Origin of the sequence: Acinetobacter sp. ANC 4178 (genome assembly GCF_004331175.1) — a bacterium.
In the GTDB taxonomy this organism is placed as follows: Bacteria; Pseudomonadota; Gammaproteobacteria; order Pseudomonadales; family Moraxellaceae; genus Acinetobacter.
The window spans coordinates 15547-33414 of the sequence record NZ_SJOD01000010.1 but is presented as its reverse complement, the minus strand read 5'-3'; the positions used below and the strand labels follow the sequence as shown (position 1 = coordinate 33414).

The following is a 17868-nucleotide window of genomic DNA, read 5'->3' as shown; positions in this document are numbered from 1 at the left end:
CTATCCAAAGATGGGAAATCATTGCACAACACATGCTACTCGACCATTTTCCACGTGGAACAATTGGTGGGAAATAGACAAGTCATGTAAATGTTTTTGCACAGATTCATGCTCTAAAGTGGTAATAAAAACTTGACTACCAAGTTGGCTTAATCGCTCAATTAAACGTTGTTGTGCGGCTAAATCTAATTCTGCTGTTAGATCATCTAATAATACCACAGTTTCCTTATTACAGGCATGTAGCATTGCAATCTGTGAGAGTTTTAGCGCCATAATCAACAGCTTTTTTTGGCCACGTGATAACACAATATCCGCCTCCCCCATTGGGGTTTTTAGGCGTAAATCGGCACGGTGTGGACCATATTCAGTATATCTTCGATCAACATCTTTTTGGTGGTAACTGCACAGGTCGTGCAGCAATCCATGTTCCGTATGAAAGCCAGCGACATATTCTAGCTCAATGCTTAAATTGGGCAGTAGATGCTGTAAATCTTGCTGAAAAAATACATTCCACTGTTCCACAATAGCAACCCGTTGTGAATGTAAAATCTCACCATATTCACCCAACATTTTATTCCATGGTTCCAAGCTTTCTAGGCTTAAATGTCGCTGCGATTTTAATAGGCTATTGCGTTGTTTTAAAGCACGTGAATAAAACTGCCAAGCATGATAAAACTCAGGTTCCACGTGAAACATCAGCCAGTCGAGCAACTGTCGTCTTGGTTTGGCACCATGATCAATAATATCGGTACTTTGCGGATCAATATGCTGTAAAGGTAATAATTTTGCCAACTGCCCTTGCGTGGCAATATGATCCCCATTCACTTTCATGATCTGCTCGCCATTCACATGCTTTTGCATACCAATCTTTTCACTGGAAGATTGGGCAAAAACGACGGCATTCTGGGCATCATGCAAAATATAGTGTTTAGGAATATGAGTCCGAAAGGAACGACCTGTCGCCAGCAAATGAATCGCCTCCAAAATAGAGGTTTTTCCCGAACCATTCGCACCATAAAAGACGTTAAACGGCTGCAACTCAGAGAGTGCAACCGTTTTTAAATTACGAACACGTTCGATGTTTAAACGCGTAATCTGCATAATAAATCTAGCGATTACACACGCATTGGCATGACAACATAGGTTTGATCAGCATGTGCCGGATCATGTACCAACACCGATTGATTGGCTTCACTCATGGTCATCGAAACATCATCACCATCTAAAACACCCAACACATCAAGTAAATACTGCGCATTAAAGGACATTTCTAATGGTGCATCATTGTACTGGATTGCCAAATCTTCAATCGCTTCATCTTGTTCAGGGTTATTGGCACGCAATTGCAAAGTATCAGCACTGAAATTCAAGAATACGCCACGCAGTTTTTCATTACTTAAAATAGAAACGCGCTGTAAAGACTGCTTAAACACATCATGTGCAATCAATACATTTTTATCGCCACCACGTGGAATCACACGGCGATAATCAGGGAATTTTCCATCAATCAGTTTCGTGGTAAAACGCACTTTAATGGTTCCCTGCTCTTTATCACGGCTTGGGGTGTTGATGGTCACATTCAACAATTCACGACCAATCAATAACGACAATTGCTCATCTTCAATGCTGAGTAAACGCTGTAATTCACCGACGGCTTTACGCGGTACAATCGCTTGAATCAATTGTTGTGTATTGGAAGATGCCAAGGTTTCACATAATGCCAAACGGTGACCATCGGTAGTAACTGCACGCAATTGATTTTCATCAATTTCCAACAAAGTACCAGTTAAATAAAAACGTACATCCTGAACTGCCATTGCAAAGGCCGTTTTTTCAAATAAACGCTTTAATTCACGCTGGGTCACAGCAATTTGTGTACCTTGCGTGTTTTCCGTGTTTAACAATGGATAATCTTCGGCAGGCAAAGTACCCAATACAAATCGACTGTTGCCCGATTTAAGGATACAGCGCTGATCTTCGGTAATTTGAATATCAATTAATGCAGAACTCGGTAAAGATTTACAGATATCCATCAATTTACGTGCAGGAACGGTGGTTTCACCCGCTTGTAAGCAAGCACCTTCCATTAAATTGGTACTTGCAACCAATTCAACTTCTAAATCTGAACCTGTAATCGCCAAAGCATTTTGACTCACTTGTACTTTAACATTCGATAAAATGTTTAAGGTGTGGCGACGCTCCACGGCTCCTACCACATGTGAAAGAACATTAAGTAAACTTTCTTTGGCGATTTTTAAACGCACGATGCATTCCTCGAAAAAACTGAAGATGAAAAATAAATTAATTAATTTTTTAGCAGTGTACTATGCGGCAGAATATACCGCATTGCAAGAATAGAATTTGACCAAGATTGATTAACTTTGCAGCAGACGTTGCAAGTTTTTGTAATCCTCATTAAAGATCGGATCATCCTCTCTTAAGCTTTGCACTTTTTCACATGCATGCATGACCGTACTATGGTCACGACCACCAAACGCCATCCCAATTTCAGGAAAACTGTCCCCTGTCAGTTCACGTGCCAAGCCCATCGCCAATTGACGAGGGCGGGCATAAATACGCGTTCGTTTAGGTCCAATTAATTCTTTCAGTGGAATGCGGAAATATTCACTTACCACACGTTGAATATTTTCCGTACTGATGGTTCGAGCACGAATTGCCAAAACATCTTTAAGCGACTCGCGGACCACATCAAGGTCAATTGAGGTCCCTTTAAACCGTGAAATAGCGACTACTTTATTCAGTGCACCTTCTAACTCACGGACATTGGCAACCACTTGTTGTGCAATAAATAACGCACAGTTTCGCGGTAAGTCGACACCACTACTTTGCGCTTTCTTTAATAAAATCTCAATCCGCGTTTCAATATCTGGCGGCTCTACCCCAACCGACAATCCCCAAGAAAAACGCGAAACTAAACGGGCATCGAGTTCTGTCAATTCTTTAGGATAACGGTCCGAAGTTAAAATAATTTGCTTCGATTCATCTAATAAGGCGTTAAAGGTATAGAAAAACTCAACCAAACTGGCTTCTTTACCCGCCAATAAGTGAATATCGTCCACCAAAAGTAAGTCTAAAGAGCGACAATTTTTCTTAAATTCTTCCACTTTGCCTTGTTGTAAGGAGCTAACAAAATCCTGAACAAAGCTTTCAGCGGTCATATACATCACACGTGCATTCGGCTTGGCTTGTAATAAAGCATTCCCTACCGCTTGCATTAAGTGCGTTTTACCTAAACCTGTCGGACCATATAAAAACAAAGGGTTATGCTGAGACGCCCCCAATTGAGTCAATACTTTACGGCAAGTTTCAGCAGCCATTTGGTTAGAACGGCCTTCAACAAATAGCGAAAAAGTAAATAAGGGATTTAACAAACGCTTTTTGTTTTTTAGCGATGAATCATCTTTTTCTTTCTTTGGCTTTACTGCTGGTACAGGTGTTGAAGTTTCCAAGGCTGCCGTTGTTGTGGCAGGTTGTTCACTTGGAGATAAAATCGCACCTGGGCGCGAATCTACCATAATTTCCACATGACGCACTCGTCCTTCAGACAATTGCTCTGCCAAAATGGTAATCAATTCTAAATGATGTTCTTGAATATAGCGCGTCCAATACGGATTAGGCGCATATAGTCGCAAAGTGTCTTCTAACTCTTCAGCAACTAAAGGGCGAATCCACATTGTAAAAACATTTCCAGATAGCTCTTGTCGCAAGCGAGTTAAGCAGTCTGTCCAAAGCATGTGAAACCCCTATTCATCCATTTTTAAATTTAAAAACACCACTGTCCGCCAAAGCGGGTCGCCATTCTAACCAAGTTATCCACATCTGTCATGAAGAATTCTGCAAAAGTTGCTCAAAAAAGAAATAAACAATCTAAATTTAAATTCAAAACCGTGTGTGGATAAAAACATCCATAGCCTGTGGATAAAAAAACCCATCAAGTTATCCACAATTCTTTAAAATCTTAAAAACATAGATATCCACAGAGTTAACTCTTGTTTTTATATATGAAAAGTGGGTTTTCCACAGAAAAAACGCTCCTTAATAATAATAAATTTAAATTTTAAAATTTGAATTTATTTATAAGGTTTGGTTTTACTGTGGATAACTTAGGCATGCAAATAAATTTAAATTTAAACTTTTGAATGTTTATAGTGGTGTGGATAAATTTGTGCATAATATTGTTTATAACTTATTTTTCATTATTTAACAACTTATTATGATGTGAATAGTTTTTTAATCAGGGAAAGACCCGATTAAGGCTTTCGTCATTAAGTTTTATTGATTACAAGTTTATTTGGTTCGAATTGGTGTTTTTGATTGACAGCTCAAGCAATGAACACTAAAATCGCGGACCTTTATAGAAAGATCAATTTTTGGAGTTTCGATATGAAACGTACATTCCAACCATCTGAATTAAAGCGTAAGCGCGTTCATGGTTTCCGTGCTCGTATGGCTACTAAAGCTGGTCGTCAAGTATTAGCTCGCCGTCGTGCAAAAGGTCGTCACAGCCTAACAGTTTAATTTGTTAGTGCTTAAACGACTTTGGGTGTTATGACACTTTATGATTTCGGCGCAGAGCGGCGTCTTCGCTGTGCTGCCGATTATAAAGTTGTGTTTGATGGTGCGCTTTTTAAAGTGCACCAACCCCATTTCTTGTTTCTTGCAACACATTCCAAACAGCCTAACAGTCGTTTGGGTATTGTTGTTGCTAAGAAAAAAGTGCGCCGTGCGCATGAAAGAAATCGAGTAAAACGACTTGCTCGCGAAAGTTTTCGCCTGCATCAAATGCAACTGGATGCCTTGGATATTGTTGTTATGCCTAAAGTTGGTATAGAAACAGTTGCCAATTCAGAATTGCATCAGCAATTACAATTTGCTTGGCAAAAGCTGCAACGCATTGCTAAAAAGCATTCAAAAATAGCTCCCTCCCCACAGAAGTAGAGAAGGCCAATGGTACGTGTGCTGCATTGGTTTATTCGATTCTATCAGATCGCAATTAGTCCTCTGTTAGGGCCACGTTGTCGTTATCTACCTACATGTTCTCAATATTCATTGGAAGCAATCCATACGCATGGAGCTGTACGGGGTGTTTGGTTGGCTGCAAATCGTATTTGTCGATGTCATCCATGGGGCGGCTCGGGTTATGATCCTGTTCCTGCAAAAGCAATTCGTTTTATTTCATTTCAGCAAATCGATTCTCAAAAGCATCTCGTTGCTGTACCCTTTCGTGGATGTTTATGGAATCAAAATCACTCTAACTTTTTGGGGTAATAGATATGCAACAATGGGCCAGGATTGCAATTCTAGGAGCCATGTTTGTCGTCGCATATTTGCTTATTTTGGCATGGCAAAAGGACTATGGTCATCATGAAGTACAACAGCAGCCGCAAACTGCTGCAGTAGTTTCACATGAAGTGTCTGCCGACTTGCCAAATGGACAGACCGCTACGGCTGCTCCTGATGTGCCACAAGCAAATAGTACTGCGCAACAAACTACAGAATCGACTGCGGCAGCAAGTCAACAGCTTATTTCAGTTCAAACTGACCTTTATCATCTTTGGATTAATCCTAAAGGTGGCGATATTGTTCGTGTTGAATTACTCAATCATGATAAAAACAAAGATAGCGATGAACCGTTTGTTATGCTGGAAAGCGATGCCAAACGTACGTATGTTGCACAATCTGGTTTAATTGGTCTGAATGGACCTGACAGTGGTCGTAATGGTCGTCCTGTCTATGAAATTGAGAAATCTACATATACTTTAGCTGATGCAAAAGCAGCGAAAGATAAAGACGGCAAGTCAGTTCAAGTACTTTCTGTTCCAATGGTCTTTAAAACGGCTGACGGCGTAGAAATTATTAAAACTTTCACCTTCACTCAAGGCGAATATCCAGTTGTGGTGAATCACAAAGTGGTCAACCGCAGTGGTCAAAACTGGCAAGGCCAGATGTTTGGTCAGCTCAAACGTGATAATTCGGAAGATCCTGGTAAATCGGATCAGGGAATTTTCACCTTGGGTACCTTCTTGGGTGGTGCTTGGGGTACGCCTGAAGAACATTACAACAAGCTTAAGTTTGCCAACTTTAACGACGAAAAGTTAAATGTTGAAGCAAAAGGCGGCTGGATTGCGATGGTTCAGCATTACTTCGTTAGCGCTTGGATTCCAGGCGAGTTGAAGTTGACTCAGGCCAATGGTCAAGCTTATAGCGCTAAATTAGAGTCGCGTAAATCGAGTGATGACATGAACATCCTCAGTTTTACTTCGCCAACCATCAATGTACCTGCTGGTACAGTAGCGGAAGTCGATGCGACGTTCTATTCAGGTCCTAAAGTTCAATCTGAATTGAAAGACTTGGCTGTAGGTTTAAATCAGACCGTTGATTATGGTTGGTTATGGCCAATCGCAAAATTATTGTTCCTAGGCTTACAATTCTTCCATAACTTGGTGGGGAACTGGGGCTGGTCAATCATTTTACTGACCGTATTGGTAAAACTCATTCTGTGGCCATTGTCGTCTAAGAGCTATCGCTCAATGGCGAAAATGCGTGTAATTGCACCAGAAATGCAGCGAATGAAAGAAGAATTCGGTGAAGACCGTATGCGCTTTTCTCAAGAAATGATGGCATTGTACAAGCGTGAGCAAGTCAACCCACTTTCAGGCTGTTTACCGTTATTACTGCAAATGCCGATCTTCTTGGCTTTGTATTGGGTACTAATGGAAAGTGTGGAGTTGCGCCATGCGCCTTGGATGCTCTGGATTCAAGACTTATCAGCAATGGATCCGTGGTTTATCCTGCCATTATTGATGGGTGCGACCATGTTCATTCAGCAAATGTTGAACCCGCAACCTGCTGATCCAATGCAGGCGAAAGTGTTCCGTATTATGCCAATTATGTTCACGGTATTCATGTTGTTCTTCCCAGCAGGTCTAGTGCTGTACTGGATTGTAAACAATACGATTACGATTACACAGCAATGGTTTATTAATAAATCAGTCGCTAAAGCACGTAGCTCGTCAGACGCTGCATAACACAGCTTCTCACGGCAACTAGCTGATTAAATCCGCTTAAGATGGTAATCTTAGGCGGATTTTTCTTTGGGTTCGATTGGGACTAACGTCAGGTGAATTGTATGCAACATCAAACCACTATCGCAGCGATTGCTACTCCTCCAGGTCGTGGTGGTGTGGGAGTGATTCGTCTTTCTGGTCCGCAAGCGTATGCGATTGCAGAGCAGTTATGCCAAAAAGCTTTACCCAAAGCACGCATGGCGGGTTTCCGTCAGTTTTTGGATGATGTACACGAAGTGTTGGATGAAGGTTTGGTGATTTGTTTTCCCAATCCGAACTCATTTACAGGTGAAGATGTGGTTGAACTACAGGGACATGGTGGACCTGTGATTCAAAATGCCTTGCTCGCCCGTTGTTTAGAATTGGGTGCCACCGCTGCCAAGGCAGGCGAGTTTTCCATGCGTGCTTTTGAAAATGGCAAACTGGATTTGGTGCAAGCGGAAGCGATTGCCGATTTGATTGATGCGACTTCGCAGGCTGCAGCTCGATCAGCTGTACGTTCTTTGCAAGGTGCTTTTTCACATAAAGTGAATGCTGTGCTAGAAAAGTTGATTCATTTGCGTTTGCACGTAGAAGCGGCAATCGACTTTCCTGAAGAAGAAATTGACTTTTTGGCTGACGGCAAAATTTTAACCTTATTGGAAGATGTACAGCATTCCGTGGCTGCGGTACAGAAATCTGCCCGTCAAGGACAATTGCTACGTGAAGGTTTACAGGTGGTGATTGCAGGTAAGCCGAATGCCGGTAAATCTTCTTTGCTCAATGCCTTAGCGGGTATTGAGCGCGCGATTGTGACGGATATTGCAGGAACCACCCGTGATGTGTTGCACGAAAAGATCAGTCTGAATGGTTTGCCCATAACATTGACCGATACCGCAGGCTTGCGTGAAACAGGTGATGTAGTGGAAAAAGAAGGTATTCGCCGCGCGATTAAAGAAATTGAACAAGCTGATTTATTATTATTGGTCTATGACTTGAGTCAAGGTGAAGACCCGCTGCAATTGGCACGTGAATACTTTGAGCATCATCTTGAACCTAAACGTCTAATGTTGATTGGGAATAAATGTGATTTAACCAATGCAACAGCTCAAATTGGTGATTTTCAAGGATTCAGGCATATTACCGTTTCAGCTAAACAGGAAACAGGTGTTCAATCGCTCATAGAGGCGATTACAGCGCATGCAGGCTTCCAGCCAGAAGAAGACACCTTTATTGCGCGAACACGCCATTTAGACGCAATGAAGCGCACACAGCACTATCTTGCAGAGGCGCATGAACAGTTGGTGGTGTTTCATGCAGGTGAATTGGTTGCTGAGTCGCTACGTCTTGCACAAAACGCTTTAAGTGAAATTACAGGTGAATTTAGTGCAGATGATTTGTTAGGGAAAATTTTCGGATCGTTCTGTATTGGAAAGTAATCTTTCGATCATGATTTAACGGGTTGTATTCTGGTTTTGAGAAGGCTTTGCTTCAGATTGGAAGTAAAGCCTTTTGTTTGCGGTGCCAAAGATACAATGTTAAGCAGAGAATGCTCATGCCAATGCCAAAACCGATCACTGCGAGATTTAAGCCCCATAAATCCGCACTATAACCGACCGCAATAATCGGTACGATCGTACCTAAATATCCCATAAACAAATAGGTCGAGATCACTGCAGCACGATTGTGTGGATTGGTCATTTGATGAATCAAACCAAATGATCCCATAATGCCCAAACCATGACCCAATCCTACGCCAATATCACTGATAAAAAACAATAAGCTCCATTGGGTTTGCATACAAATGGCTAAGAGTAGACAACTGCCCATCAGCAGGATCAAACCACAGTTTAAGCTACGTGCTGCGGGTAACGATTTGGCAAAAAACTGTACGATGGCTGAAATAAACAGAATGCTGGAAATCGCGACGCCACTGACCAGAGGACCATGCCATGGAATCAGGTCTTTGACAAAGGACGCGGACAGTGAAGCAAACAGACTAAATGCACCAAAGGCACAAAAAGCGGTTAAACCTGCAATAAAAAAATGCGGTCGTGTCTGGGCGGCAGGAAGCTCTAAATGCGGTGCAATGGAAAATGCTTGAGCTTGAAAAGTCGGTGATTTTAAGCGAAATAATCCGATTAAACAGAGGATTGCCCCTGCAATAATCGGTAAATAGGGTGTGAGCAATGGAAAGGCAGAAAATTGAGCAATCACACCGCCAATCAATGGCCCTAAAGCAAAACCAATGACCGTAATAATGGAACTTAACTGAGGTGCATGAGGTTTATGACTGTCTGGAATGGTAAGCATTAAGCCTAACATGGCGGAAGTGCTGATGAGCCCAGAAGCAATTCCAATAATAAAACGCCCTAAGCCGAGCCAAGTGGCGCTACTGGCAAAAGCAGAAAGCACTAATCCTAAAATGACAAATACGAGGCCGACTTGCAGCGTGCGCAAAAAACCAAAGCTGTTACTGGCGCGGCCAAAAAACAGCAGTGTTGCTAAACAGCCAAACATATAGGCGACAAAAATGTAGGTAATTTGGCTAGGCAGCAAATGCCATAATGCCTGATAAATCGGATACAGTGGACTTGCGAGCGCTGTACCAATGGTACCCATACATAAGGCAAGGCTGATCATCATGAATGAACGCCAAGGATGTTGAACCGTCATAAAGCATCACAAAAACTGCTGGAAAAGCACAGTAAAAAATAAAGAGTTTCGACAGCTTAAGCCGAAATTGATGCTTAAACAATCACTAACCATAGCGTTTTAATAACTTTAAAAATTCGGCAAGTTCAGCTTCATCAAATTCACTCTGAGGTTTGAGAACATGATGGCGCAGATGGGCTTCAATCAGTTCATTCATCAGACCATTGACTGCCCCTTTTACCGCAGCCACTTGCTGTAATACCGCAATACACGAGCTGTCTGGTTGCATGAGGGCTTGGTCGATGGCCTGAATTTGCCCTTGCAAACGCTTTACGCGATTCTTAATTTTTTGATCTTCATATAAATGGCCCACACTTTCCTCCAAAAAATAAATATACTACTGGGGAGTATATTGGTGAGAACATTATGCAACATTCGATCATGCACAGAAGCCATAGCCATCAATTTGATGAAGGCAATCCTTTGGCACAAAAACGAATTCTAATTGCGACTATTTTAACGGCAGTCATGATGGTATTAGAAGTGATTGGCGGTTGGATTTTTAATTCTATGGCATTACTGGCTGATGGCTGGCACATGAGTTCGCATATGTTGGCATTGGGTCTGGCTTATTTTGCCTATCGCGCGGCTCGTCATTATGCTCAGGATCACCGTTTTAGCTTTGGTACGTGGAAAATTGAAATTTTAGCGGGATATAGCAGTGCAATTTTACTGTTGGTGGTGGCTATTTTTATGGCATTCCACTCGGTGGAACGACTGATTCATCCTGTGGATATTCAATATAATCAAGCCATACCGATTGCGATTTTAGGCTTGGTGGTGAACTTGATTTGTGCATGGCTTTTACATGATGGTCACCATCACGAAGAATCGGCTCATTTGCATCATCACGAGCATGATTTGAATCAAAAAGCAGCTTTTTTACATGTGGTTGCCGATGCCGTGACTTCGGTCTTTGCTATTGTTGCTCTTTTTGCTGGGAAATACATGGGGTGGTCGTTTCTCGATGCCTTATTAGGGATGTTAGGGGCAATCTTAGTCGCACGTTGGGCTTTCGGGTTGATGCAAGACACGGCAAAAACATTATTAGATGCAGAAATGAACCATCCTGTGGTGGCAGAAATCCGTGAGGTGATGCTGGATCTTCCAGTGCTTGTTGAAGTGACCGATTTACATGTCTGGAAAGTCGCTAAAGGGAGGTTTGCCTGTATTTTGGCACTCAGTAGCCATTCAACAATCAGTGCGGATGAAGTGCGTGAGGCCTTGTCGATTCATGAAGAAATTGTGCATGTCTCGGTAGAGATTAATCCGTTATCAGTATAAAGCGTAGTTCCACGTGAAACACTCAGGTGTTTGTTTTACCAAATACCTGATAAAAATTATCAATCCACAGCATAATTCGGATTAAACTGATTCACTTTTATAACTTACGTGAACGAGCAGAATTCATGTTGAAAAGAACAATGGTTGCGATGCTGGCGGGTTTCATTTCGTTGTCTAGTTTTGCGAGTGTCGAGACAGTCAAAACCAATTTAGCCAAACAACACCCAGATTTGAAAATTGAAAATATTCAAAGCACAGAAATGCCGGGCATCTATAGCGGCTCTATGGATGGTCAAGTGGTTTATGTTGGAGAAAATGCCCAGCATATTTTAGTGGGATCGATGATTCGGTTGAAAGATCAACATAATTTGACCAAAGATTTGATTTTAAAACAGAACTCAATTGACTGGAAAAAATTGCCATTACAGGATGCAGTGAAAACCGTGCGGGGTAATGGTAAACGCCAACTGGCGATCTTTTCTGACCCAAATTGCCCGTATTGCAAGCAACTTGAGGCTGAATTGAAAAAGTTGGATAACGTAACGATTTATACCTTTATTTATCCAATTAAGCCGCAATCAGTTGCGCCGTCTAAAGCGGTGTATTGTGAAAAAGATCAGAGTTATGCTTGGGAAAACCTGATTGCGAAAGGGATTGCTCCTGCGGGTAATAAAAGCTGTGCTAATCCAATTGAACGTAATTTGAAATTGGGTCAATCTCTTGGCGTAAATGGAACACCTACGCTGATTTTCTCGAATGGCTTTAAAGCGGCGGGTGGCTTCCCTGCTGAGCAAATTGAACTCATTTGGAAAGAACTCGGTTTATAAGCGATCTTTTTTAAATAACGAAAAGCCTTTTCAACATTGGGTTGAAAAGGCTTTTTTGTGGGAAAAATTAAGCGTGGGATTTTTTCATAATCAGGTTGTAGATAAACAAAAGAATAATGGCACCAATCACAGAGGCAATGAAGCCTGCTGCCACATTATCGGCATAGAGACCGAGCATACGTCCACCATAAGTTGCCAGCAATGAGCCTGCAATCCCTAAGAGTGTTGTGACTAAAAAGCCTGCCTTGTCATCGCCAGGATGCAGTGCTCGGGCAATCAGACCTGCAATAAAACCAACCACAATTGCAACAATGAGTGACCACATGAGTATTCTCCTTGTTCTTATTTTGAATCAATGATTTTGCTTATGCTTATTATTTTGGAGAAAAAGAGCTTGAATTAAACAGCAGATCTGCAAAGAACTGTGGTGTTTTTGTGTGGCACTTTTACAGAATCCAGACATAAAAAAGCCTTCTAAAACCAGTGCAGTGCAAGAGTTAGAAGGCTTGAGACCATGTATTTAGACGCTAAGATTAGAGACCAATTTCACCAATAAAAGGAATATGACGATACTTTTGATCGTAGTCGAGACCATAACCAACAATAAACTTATCTTCGACTTCAAAGCCCAAGAATTTTACCTCTAAATCAATTTCACGGCGTGAAGGTTTGCTCACGAGTGTACACAATTCAATTGAGTTGGGTTCACGTGTTTGCAAGATTTCAAGCACTTTGCTTAAGGTGCGTCCAGAGTCAATAATGTCTTCAACAACCAGCACATCTTTACCCCGAATTTCGCCGTCTAAATCTTTTAAAATTTTTACATCACGGCTTGAAACGGTTGACTTTCCGTAGCTTGAAACGGTCATAAAGTCGAGTTCGTGCGGTTTTTCAATTGTTCGGCATAAATCAGCCATAAAAATAACGGAACCACGTAATAAGCCAATTAAGACAAGTTCTTTATCACTTTGGGCATAGTGGGCATTAATTTTAGCACCAAGCGCTTGTACTTTTGCTTGGATCTCTTCAGCTGAAATCATTACGCTCATTTGAACGGTCATGGGCAGATACCTAAAAATCAAAAATAAAAAAGGCGTTGACCTGCAACACCTCAAAATATGCGTTTATTTTAATACATCTTCTATCGAGATGCATCTTTTGTTGCTTGTTTTTTGTTCGCAGTATGACTGTCACGCCGTAGTAAAACTGTGCAACCGAGTAACACGAAGCACAGTTTCCGTTTGGAGATGATGCTAACGATAGACTTATTGGGATTGCGCATAGGCCAGCTGACCATAAATATAAGTCGCATGGATATTACGGTCATCCCCCATCGTCATGAGGGCAAACAAGGCATCTTCAATGCCTTTGGCACGTTGCTGGCGCAATGCCTGTAAGGCGGTTGCTTGTAGGTCGAGTACAATGAAATCGGCTTCTTTCCCGATATTAAAGTTACCTAATTGCTGTTCGAGGCTCAATGCTTTGGCTCCACCTAAGGTGGCATGATAAAGTGATTCAAAAGCAGACAGTTTGTCGCCTTGTAATTGTTGTACCTTATAGGCTTCATTTAGCGTCTTGAGTTGGTTGAAGGATGTTCCTGCACCAATGTCCGTGCCTAAACCCACCTTGACTTGTTTTTCCCAAGTCTTTTTCAGAGGGAACAATCCACTACCAAGAAACAGGTTTGAGGTTGGACAGAATGCAATCGCAGAATCCGTGGCATGCATACAATCCCATTCACTGTCTTCTAAATGCACACAGTGAGCAAAGACTGAACGTGAACCTGTCAGTCCATAATGATGGTAAACATCGAGATAACCTTGCTGTGCAGGGAACAATTCTTTGACCCATGCAATTTCATTTTTATTTTCACTTAAATGGGTATGCACATAAACATCTGGATATTCGGCTTTGAGTTGCCCTGCCAGTTGCAGCTGTTCAGGTGTTGAAGTTGGTGCAAAACGAGGTGTAATCGCGTACAGCGCACGCCCCTGCCCGTGCCATTTTTCAATTAGTGCCTTCGAGTCGGTATAGGCACGTTCAGGCGTGTCGCATAAAGCTTCCGGTGCATGGCGGTCCATCATGACTTTCCCTGCAATCAGGCGCATCTGGTGGCGTTGAGCAGCTTCAAACAAAGCATCTACTGATTCTGGATGGACGGTACAGAAGACTAAGGCGGTGGTGGTGCCATTTTTTAACAGTTCTTGCACAAAGAATTCGGCAATTTTTGCGGCATATGCAGGGTCTTGAAACTGCATTTCGGTGGGAAAAGTATAGGTATTTAGCCATTCCAGCAGTTGTTCACCATAAGCACCGACCATTTCCGTTTGCGGAAAATGAATATGAGTGTCAATAAAACCAGGCACAATCAGCTTTTCAGGATAATGTTGAATTGCAACGCCTTCTGGCAGATGCGCGGCTGCATCTTGCCAAGGGCCAAACCATTTAATTTTTCCTGCTTCACTGATCAGCACGCCATCTTCTAAATAACGCACTTGCTCGGCGATGTCTGCCGCTTGAGCCACTAAATTTTGAATATCTAAAAAACGACCGCGAACCACAGTGGTCTGCAACAATGAAGACATGGGAAATCCTACAACTTTTACTTTTTTCGGTTGATTGTACCTGAAAATGAATGGCTAAACTGTATAACGTTGACTGAGTCCCCATTCGGCTAAAATACGGCGATAAGTTGTAGAAGAGCGATCGGCTTCAAAATGGGCTTCCATCATTAAATCCAACGGCAGTTCCTCGGGCCTTTGGGATTCGACCATGTCTTGATCTTCCGCAAAAATTTGAGCATTAAAAGCATACACCGAGGCTAAGTCCCCTGTTTGGTCAAAATTACGGGTTAGAGGCGCAAACAGTCGAGTTTGATTATGGGATACTGGACAGCAAGCATTCAGAATTTTTAAGACCCCGTTGTTTGGGAAGTCAATGCTAAGAATGGCTGAAAATGGTGGGTAGACCTCAAAGGTACGTGTCCATAAAAAATCAGCAGGCGCGAGGTGTTGCAGACCATGTGGATAGTTGCTGACATTACTGATATACACGGTTTTTAGACCATAATCCGTGCGTTCAGTGTGATACTTCGGAACGACAGGATTATCTCGATCGGCAAAAGCATGGTGATGCACCCAAGCAAAATGGGCAACATCAATAAAACCTTCCAGTTGCCGACCGCTCGATCCTGCAATATCTACATAAGGTGGTAAGATCGATTGATGTTCAGCAGTGTTCCATGTGTCCAGTACAGGAATATTGGTTTGTGTGATATCTCGTGCATGTAGGCTGGTCCAAATTAAGCCATAACGGATAATGACTGGGAATTGGGTCAGGGTAAAACGGTCTGAAATTTTTTGCAGATCGGGTTGTGCTGGAATTTTGGTACATTTGCCTGCGCTGTTGTAGCGTAAACCATGATAAGGACAAATAATTTCCTCCCCTTCTATCCACCCCTTGGACAAAGGGACACCACGATGTGGGCACACATCTCGCACCAGATGAATCTCCCCCGACGCCGTTTGGTAAAGTGCCATGTTTACATCTAATAAGGTGAACCGTTGAGGCTGAACACTGAGGTCTTCTAAACGTGCTACGGGATACCAATATTGCGCCAAAATTTCCCAGTCCTGTAGTTCGAATTGGCTTTGGCAGGGCATGGCAATGGGATTAAAAGTTGGAATGCTATTCATGCGTGATGCTCTTATTGATCTTTGGTTTTGATTAAGCAAGATCTTTGCCAAGCAAGAGTTAAAACAGCAGCATAATGGATCTGGCATAAGGAAGATCAAAGTGATAGCCAAGTGCTGTGTACATTGGAATTCAAACGCTAGAACGTGCAGATATGAAAATTTTAGATTAGAGGTTCTGTTGGAATTGTGGATTGGTCAGTCGAAATATCTTTTATAAATGTGTGCAGGATAAGTTTTTTTTTTGCAGTTTGAGCCTCAATTACCTTGAGTGAAAGATCAGTTGGAGTTTTCAACCCTACAGATGTAGAAAAGACAGATTCAGCGAACTCAATCTGTCTTCCTAAGATCAATTCATCAGGTTTAATCCGATGGATTTTCTTGCTTTTTATTGTGGCGAATGGAGAGCCACGCGGTAATGCTTAATACAAGCACAATAAAGCCTAATGAAATCCAGATTGGCATGTGGAATACATCTAGCATCAACATTTTAAAACCAATAAACAACAGGATGATTCCAAGACCATACGGTAGGTAATGCATCTTCGACGCCGCGCCAGAGAGCAGGAAGAACATCGCACGCAGACCTAAAATCGCCATCAGGTTTGCTGTTAACACAATAAACGGATCACTGGTGACGGCAAAGATCGCAGGAATTGAATCTACCGCAAAAATCACATCCGACGCTTCAACCAGAATCAGGACTAAAAATAACGGCGTAAACCACAGTACGCCATTCTGACGAACAAAGAACTTGTCCCCTTGCAGTTGTGGCGTGATACGCAAATGTTTACGTAACCATTTCAATAACGCCATGTTCTCGATGTCGGGTTCGTCATCTTGCCCTTTCAGGAATTTGAAGCCTGTGTAAACCAAGAACGCGCCGAACAGGTATAGAATCCAAGAGAATTCTTGGACAAACCATGCACCAATAAAAATAAAAATGGTCCGTAGTACAATTGCACCGAGTACGCCGTAGAGCAAGATTTTACGTTGTAAAGCCGGTGGAATCGCAAAAGCCGCAAAAATCATGAGCCAAACAAAGACATTATCAATCGCTAAGGATTTTTCCAGTAAATAACCCGCGATATATTCCATGGTTTTTTGGTTGGCAATTGCAACCCCCACGGTTTGTTGTAAATACAACCAGAGGCCACCTGCGAATAACATCGCGACACTGACCCAAGCAATGCTCCAGTAAGCAGCTGTTTTAATGGCAACGGGTTGCCCTTGTTTTTGTTTAAATCCGAGAAAGTCGATCAACAGCATGATAATGACAATGCCGAAGAAGACCAAATACAGCCATAAATTGCCGATAGATTCCATAAAAATCCTCCACATCTGGCAATTGGCCACAAAAAAACCTTGACCTGTTGCCAGATGAAATAAACATCTGTGTCAACATGATCAAGGTCTTGCCTACATTACCCTAGGTAATGCTCAGATACCGACTTTTTGCAAAGTGTAATGACGATATTCTGACACGTCATCCCAATAAGCTGTGGATGACGTCTGGAGGAGGCTACTCCCCTTGTTCAAATTCTGTATTGGACTGAGTCCAAATGATGCGGCAAGAATCGCATATTTTCTACAAAAGTGCAAATATAAAGCAAATATGATCGAGTTAAATCTGTTGGCCCTTGATCTATGCGTTTAATCAAGGCTAAACAATAAAGACGTCAATTTTAAAGCTTCAATGGAACGACGTTATCATATTGAATTAAAATTTTTGCCAATAACGAGCCACAGAGCATTAATACAAAATAAATTAACATGCCGCTACTCCTGTGCGTGCTGTCTATTTAGCATAGAAATAAATGGGCGTGAGCTTCATCCCTTGAACTAGGGATTTCTAATATAAGGTGTAACCAGATTTTAAACTTTGGTCGATGCGCTTAAAAAAAAGGGTGTTTTTCCTATAGGGCTTATGGCATGTTAACTGCAATTCATCTGTATAGAGGAAAACTGAGCATGCAATTCCAACACCATAATAATGCCGAAAAAGGTGAGTTTTTTTTGAATGATGCTGCGGGTCAACGTATTGCTGAAATCACCTATATCTGGCGCGATGCGTCTACCATTGTGGCTGACCATACTTGGGTGGATGATAGTTTACGTGGTCAAGGTGTGGCACGTCAGTTGTTGGATGTATTGGTCGAATATGCACGCGAACAACAGTTAAAAATTGTACCCGTGTGTGCTTATGTCGATGTGATGTTTAAACGTGATCAAAGTTTATTGGATGTGGCAGCATAATATTTCTGATAGCAAAAAGCCCGCCGT

The 17868-nt window shown here is 42.0% G+C and carries 18 protein-coding genes; 8 read left to right on the top strand and 10 right to left on the bottom strand.

Annotated elements, in window-relative coordinates:
- Positions 1-18: 18 nt before the first annotated feature.
- The 3 genes from recF to dnaA all read right to left on the bottom strand — a co-directional run bounded on the left by recF (position 19) and on the right by dnaA (position 3755).
- Positions 19-1101: a DNA replication/repair protein RecF gene (gene recF, locus E0H87_RS15975; protein WP_131324505.1), complete on the bottom strand. Its 1083-nt coding sequence runs from the start codon at positions 1099-1101 to the stop codon at positions 19-21.
- A 14-nt stretch (positions 1102-1115) separates the two neighbouring features.
- Positions 1116-2264: a DNA polymerase III subunit beta gene (dnaN, locus tag E0H87_RS15970; RefSeq protein WP_131265632.1), complete on the bottom strand. Its 1149-nt coding sequence runs from the start codon at positions 2262-2264 to the stop codon at positions 1116-1118.
- A gap of 111 nt (positions 2265-2375) precedes the next feature.
- A complete protein-coding gene (gene dnaA, locus E0H87_RS15965; RefSeq protein WP_131324504.1) occupies positions 2376-3755 on the bottom strand; it encodes a chromosomal replication initiator protein DnaA in 1380 nt (459 codons plus the stop codon).
- A 649-nt stretch (positions 3756-4404) separates the two neighbouring features.
- On the opposite strand from dnaA, the gene rpmH reads away from it, so the two are divergent.
- The 5 genes from rpmH (at position 4405) to mnmE (ending at position 8506) form a co-directional block, all read left to right on the top strand.
- Positions 4405-4539, top strand: a complete 135-nt coding sequence (gene rpmH / locus E0H87_RS15960) for a 50S ribosomal protein L34 (protein WP_000831329.1) — start codon at positions 4405-4407, stop codon at positions 4537-4539.
- Between the two features lie 30 nt (positions 4540-4569).
- Positions 4570-4959 (top strand): ribonuclease P protein component, encoded by a 390-nt coding sequence (gene rnpA, locus E0H87_RS15955; RefSeq protein WP_044739553.1) that lies wholly within the window; start codon positions 4570-4572, stop codon positions 4957-4959.
- A 9-nt stretch (positions 4960-4968) separates the two neighbouring features.
- On the top strand, positions 4969-5289 hold the full coding sequence (yidD, locus tag E0H87_RS15950; RefSeq protein ID WP_131324503.1) for a membrane protein insertion efficiency factor YidD: 321 nt from the start codon (positions 4969-4971) through the stop codon (positions 5287-5289).
- 5 nt (positions 5290-5294) lie between these two features.
- A complete protein-coding gene (gene yidC / locus E0H87_RS15945; RefSeq protein WP_131324502.1) occupies positions 5295-7049 on the top strand; it encodes a membrane protein insertase YidC in 1755 nt (584 codons plus the stop codon).
- A gap of 101 nt (positions 7050-7150) precedes the next feature.
- The gene (gene mnmE / locus E0H87_RS15940) at positions 7151-8506 is read left to right on the top strand and encodes a tRNA uridine-5-carboxymethylaminomethyl(34) synthesis GTPase MnmE (RefSeq protein ID WP_131324501.1); all 1356 of its coding nucleotides are present in this window, start codon (positions 7151-7153) and stop codon (positions 8504-8506) included.
- Positions 8507-8558: 52 nt separating this feature from the next.
- Here the strand turns inward: mnmE and E0H87_RS15935 are convergent, their stop codons facing one another.
- A complete protein-coding gene (locus E0H87_RS15935; RefSeq protein ID WP_413773133.1) occupies positions 8559-9743 on the bottom strand; it encodes an MFS transporter in 1185 nt (394 codons plus the stop codon).
- An 85-nt stretch (positions 9744-9828) separates the two neighbouring features.
- Positions 9829-10095, bottom strand: coding sequence for a metal/formaldehyde-sensitive transcriptional repressor (locus E0H87_RS15930; protein ID WP_131324500.1), 267 nt, complete (start codon positions 10093-10095; stop codon positions 9829-9831).
- A gap of 53 nt (positions 10096-10148) precedes the next feature.
- Here E0H87_RS15930 and dmeF point away from each other — a divergent pair, with 53 nt between their 5' ends.
- A complete protein-coding gene (gene dmeF, locus E0H87_RS15925; protein ID WP_131324499.1) occupies positions 10149-11066 on the top strand; it encodes a CDF family Co(II)/Ni(II) efflux transporter DmeF in 918 nt (305 codons plus the stop codon).
- Between the two features lie 125 nt (positions 11067-11191).
- On the top strand, positions 11192-11893 hold the full coding sequence (locus E0H87_RS15920; RefSeq protein ID WP_131324498.1) for a DsbC family protein: 702 nt from the start codon (positions 11192-11194) through the stop codon (positions 11891-11893).
- A gap of 67 nt (positions 11894-11960) precedes the next feature.
- Here the strand turns inward: E0H87_RS15920 and E0H87_RS15915 are convergent, their stop codons facing one another.
- The 5 genes from E0H87_RS15915 to E0H87_RS15895 form a co-directional block, all read right to left on the bottom strand.
- A complete protein-coding gene (locus tag E0H87_RS15915; RefSeq protein ID WP_131324497.1) occupies positions 11961-12218 on the bottom strand; it encodes a GlsB/YeaQ/YmgE family stress response membrane protein in 258 nt (85 codons plus the stop codon).
- 208 nt (positions 12219-12426) lie between these two features.
- The gene (gene hpt / locus E0H87_RS15910) at positions 12427-12954 is read right to left on the bottom strand and encodes a hypoxanthine phosphoribosyltransferase (protein WP_131324496.1); all 528 of its coding nucleotides are present in this window, start codon (positions 12952-12954) and stop codon (positions 12427-12429) included.
- A gap of 204 nt (positions 12955-13158) precedes the next feature.
- The gene (guaD, locus tag E0H87_RS15905; RefSeq protein WP_131324495.1) at positions 13159-14478 is read right to left on the bottom strand and encodes a guanine deaminase; all 1320 of its coding nucleotides are present in this window, start codon (positions 14476-14478) and stop codon (positions 13159-13161) included.
- A 54-nt stretch (positions 14479-14532) separates the two neighbouring features.
- Positions 14533-15588, bottom strand: coding sequence for an aromatic ring-hydroxylating oxygenase subunit alpha (locus tag E0H87_RS15900; RefSeq protein ID WP_131324494.1), 1056 nt, complete (start codon positions 15586-15588; stop codon positions 14533-14535).
- 360 nt (positions 15589-15948) lie between these two features.
- Positions 15949-16911, bottom strand: coding sequence for a TerC family protein (locus E0H87_RS15895; RefSeq protein ID WP_131324493.1), 963 nt, complete (start codon positions 16909-16911; stop codon positions 15949-15951).
- A 645-nt stretch (positions 16912-17556) separates the two neighbouring features.
- Here E0H87_RS15895 and E0H87_RS15890 point away from each other — a divergent pair.
- Positions 17557-17841 carry a GNAT family N-acetyltransferase gene (locus tag E0H87_RS15890; RefSeq protein WP_131324492.1) on the top strand — a complete coding sequence of 95 codons (285 nt, stop codon included), beginning with the start codon at positions 17557-17559 and terminating at the stop codon, positions 17839-17841.
- The last annotated feature ends 27 nt before the right edge of the window (positions 17842-17868 follow it).